This window comes from Prevotella illustrans (assembly GCF_017426725.1).
GTDB lineage: Bacteria > Bacteroidota > Bacteroidia > Bacteroidales > Bacteroidaceae > Prevotella > Prevotella illustrans.
On record NZ_JAERMS010000071.1, the window covers coordinates 1 to 3,197 of the forward strand.

3 protein-coding genes are annotated in these 3,197 nt (G+C 49.7%); 1 reads left to right on the plus strand and 2 read right to left on the minus strand.

What is annotated here, in order from left to right; genetic code table 11:
- The coding region (gene nhaA, locus JHU38_RS12100) for a Na+/H+ antiporter NhaA (RefSeq protein WP_207859403.1) at positions 1-1,414 on the minus strand (1,414 nt) is incomplete at its 3' end.
- Positions 1,415-1,574: 160 nt separating this feature from the next.
- Entirely contained in the window at positions 1,575-1,964 is a 390-nt protein-coding gene (locus JHU38_RS12105; RefSeq protein WP_107581963.1) for a hypothetical protein, read from the minus strand.
- Positions 1,965-3,037: 1,073 nt separating this feature from the next.
- Between JHU38_RS12105 and JHU38_RS12110 the strand changes: the two genes are divergently transcribed.
- Positions 3,038-3,197 (plus strand): AAA family ATPase (locus JHU38_RS12110; RefSeq protein WP_207859405.1); only part of this gene is annotated, 160 nt, incomplete at its 3' end.

Genomic DNA, 3,197 nt, shown 5'->3' on the forward strand with positions numbered 1-3,197 from the left:
CGAGATGTAATGGCAGCGCAGATGCCGGCAAGCGGACGAAAGCAGTAAGGAAGCATGACGGTAATAACAAATCTAAGCAAATGCGTCCTAATGACCGATTTGGGTTCAATAGTCTGTAGCCGATGATTCCGCCCAGAATGGAGGCCGCGAAAATGCCGACCTTGGCCTGCGTATGGTTTTCGGGCGAATCGAAAGCCAGCATGGTGACGAACATGGACATCGTGAAACCGATGGAAGCGAGGAAGCTCAGGCCGGCCACCGTACGCCAACTCATGGAACGGGATCGCCTGCCCAGTCCCGTTTTCTCCGTCAGCCATACGGCGGAGAGGATTCCTAAGGGCTTGCCGACAAGCAGACCGCACGTCACACCGATGGCTACGCCGTTCGCGCTCAGCGTCGTCACGTCCATGTCGACAAACGACACGCCGGCGTTGGCCAGAGCGAAGACGGGCATGATGACGAACGAAACGAAGGGATGAAGCCCGTGTTCGAGCCGCTGGAGGGGCGGTATGGCCTGAATGGAACCGGCTTTCACCTTCGATAATATCTCTAACTGCTCGGGTTCCAACGTCCTCACGTCGTTGGCTTCGGCCTGTTCAAACTGTCGGGTGAGTTTCTTCACGCGGGCTATGAACGCCGATTCCGGTATGCGGGAGTCGGCCGGGATGACCATTGCCGCCAGAACGGCCGAGATGGTGGCGTGAATGCCCGACGTAAGGAAGGCCACCCAGACGCCTCCTATACCGAGAACGCCATAAAACCATACGTTTTTTACGCCGAGACGATTGCCCGTGAACATCGCCAAAAGGAAGCCCAGCCCTATCGCCAAGTTGAAGAAAGAGATATGAGACGTGTAGAAGAGGGCTATCACCATCACCGAACCGAGGTCGTCGACAATAGCCAGTGTGGTCAGGAATATCTTGGCCGACACGGGAACGCGGTCGCCCAGCATGTAGACCACGGCCAGGGCAAAGGCGATATCCGTTGCCATCGGGATTCCCCAGCCGTGGGCTACGGGCGTCCCTATGTTGAAGAGCAGATAGATGGCAGCCGGAAAGAGCATGCCGAAGATCGCGGCCACCACCGGTAATACGACCTTCCGAAGGTCGCGCAGCTCTCCACCGATGAATTCCCGCTTCAACTCCAGCCCCACAACGAAGAAGAACATCGACATAAGGCCGTCGTTGATCCAATGTTCTACGCTGAAATTAAGTAGCGGCTTGCCGTCGACGATGAAGCCGAAATGATGTTCCAGAAACTGCGAATACTCGTCGCGCAGAGGCGAATTGGCCAATGCCAACGCCAGAACGACAAACACGGCCAACACGATGCCGCTCGACTTCTCACGCTGCAGAAACTGCGTCATCGGGATAATCAGGCGATTTTCGATATTCTTCTGATAAAGTTCTCTCATAAATCTATTCCGGGAAATGATACGATAAATTACAAATATAGGGTTATCCTCAATCTTTTTCGTGTACAAAAGTAATGAAAATAAGTAAACGGGCGAAATTATTTCACGTAAAACAATTCGCCCGTCCGGAATGATTCACCCCCCCTTACGTCATTCCACGCTAAAACAGGGAGGCAATGATTGCGGCTTCCTCACCTTCATAAATCAACAGATCGGTCACGGGCGCGTAGTGCAACTGTTCGTAACGATAGAGCCGAAGGGCTGCGAACTGGCGGTCGGCGTCGACCAATTCCTCCAAAAGATAGTTACCCAAGTCTATTGCCGCGAAGTGTTTAAGTTCCTTATCTTTGATTTGTGAAACCGGTAGGGTCAGAAGTTTTTGAATCTTTTCACCGTCGGCTACGCCATATTGCTTCTTATAGGCTTTGACGATGCTGCCCGTCGGATTATAAACCACCTTGGTGCTGAGCCCCAAGAATCCTTTACTTACTGATATACGATTGTCCGCAACGATAGCTTTTGCTATCTGCAATGAATTGAAATTTGCCATTGTTGTATTTTTATGATGATAAAATAAATGAGTGGCGACATGATTTCATGCCGCGTAAAAAAGGAAAAAGAAAATACAACGACGAGCTTAACAGATAAGCCGCTTCAGCGCGAAAACGTAATACTCGCACGGAAGCTGCGGCACGAGGCGCGACAGCCGGATGTGATGACGGCCGCGACGCAGTGACTGTGAAAGAGAAAAAGTTTTGAAATTAAATAATTGCGGTTTGCGGCTCTGCCCTTGTTTGGCAAACAGCGTGGGAATCAGGCGGCCCGGACGCGAACTGCAAATTCTGTAGACCTGTGACGAATCGCTAATGGTGGCCTGCTGCTTCTGGTGCGGGGCCGTCAGTCATACGTCTCCGCCGATTCCCTTGTCATCGGTACCGGTGGAAGCCATCACGGGTAGGGCGCTTGTGAGCGCCAACAGCCATGTCAGCAATATGATTCGAAGCCGGCGATTCATCTTCTGTCTGTAATTTTCGCGCAAAGATAAGCATAAAAAACAATTCCGCAAAGGCCGTAAGGATAAAAGTAACGACAACTTGTTTTGGTGATGACAAGCGGGGAGGTGGGCTTGTGGAATTTTACAACCGAGCATTCTGAATTATTTTTACAAACACCGTTTGTAGGCTGCGTTATTTGTCACCAAAAAGATTTTGGTACGAAATAACGCAATTCTCGTCGTTTTTATAAATCGTTGTCAATCAGCCATTTACCATTTTCAGCCTCACGTTTCTCACTCTTTTTCGCTCTTTTTTGCCCGTTTTTCGGCTTTCATCGCGGCCCTTTTGGCTTCTAATCGCTGCCCTTTGGCCTTCTAATAGCTATCCTTTTGCCTCGTAAAAGTGCGACGATGGTCTCGCGACCGCCCATTTTGACCCTCGCGTATCCATTTTTGACCTCTCCGACGAGCTAAATGACAGGTTTTGGAAGTGTCAAAAAAGTGTTATGAAATTTGACAAAAGGCACTGATTTTCGGAGGCTGTTTGGCTTTTCATGGATTATTTTTCAATTTAAAACTTGTTATTATGCCCAAAAAGAATTATTTTTGTAGGGAATGATTCTTACAGTATGAAATATCCCATCGGTATACAAGATTTCAGAAGTATTAGGGAAGAGGGCTATGTCTATGTGGACAAGACCGCGCTCATCCATGATATGGTGTCAAACGGAAAGATTTATTTCCTCAGTCGGCCGCGCCGGTTTGGCAAGTCGTTGCTCGTCTCCACAT